This is a genomic window from Streptomyces thermovulgaris (assembly GCF_002155915.1).
Lineage (GTDB): Bacteria > Actinomycetota > Actinomycetes > Streptomycetales > Streptomycetaceae > Streptomyces > Streptomyces thermovulgaris.
This window is the reverse complement of sequence record NZ_MUME01000453.1, coordinates 472-1,192: the sequence shown is the minus strand read 5'-3', so window position 1 is coordinate 1,192 and position 721 is coordinate 472. Positions and strand designations below refer to the sequence as shown.

Below are 721 nucleotides of genomic sequence, written 5' to 3'. Positions count from 1 at the left end.
TCCAGGCACGGCACACCTGAAGGAACCGGTCCCGCGGCACGCCGCAGATCCGCTCCACCATCTCGGGCGTGTAGCGGGAGAAGTGCCGCTTGAGCACCTGGAACACACAGCGGGGGTGCTCCAGCGTCGGATCGCTCGGAATGGGGCCCGCTCCGCCCTCGACGGACGGACCGCGGGCGCCGTGCTGGTGGGCGGCGGACTGCTCCTTGTCCCGGTCGCCCGTGGCCCCGGCCGTCTCGATGCTCTCGTACGCCCAGCTGGAGGGGTCGTAGGAGGCGGTCCTGGGGTCGTACCCGCTGAACAGGCCGTCCAGGTCCTCGGTGTCCCGGTAGCGCTCGTTCACCAGGAACGGGGCGTTGGTGTACGCCTGCACGTACTCCCGGAACTCCAGCCCGTGGGACAGGATGTAGTTGATCACGCCGCCGAGGAAGGCGATGTCGGTGCCCGTCCGCAGGGTGACGTGCAGGTCGGCCAGCGCACTGGTGCGGGTGAACCGCGGGTCGATGTGGATCACCTTCGCACCGCGGGCCTTGGCCTCCATCACCCACTGGAACCCGACCGGATGGGCTTCGGCCATGTTCGAGCCCATGATGACGATGCAGTCGGAGTTCTGCAGGTCCTGCTGGTAGTCGGTCGCACCGCCGCGTCCGAAGGAGGTTCCCAGACCGGGAACGGTGGCGGAGTGTCAAATACGCGCCTGGTTCTCGATCTGGATCGCTCC

Annotated in this window: 1 pseudogene; it reads right to left on the bottom strand. The window is 68.1% G+C overall.

What is annotated here, in order from left to right:
* Positions 1-562 (bottom strand): annotated as a pseudogene (locus tag CCN35_RS26225) (formate dehydrogenase); the annotation flags it as partial.
* Between the last annotated feature and the right edge of the window lie 159 nt (positions 563-721).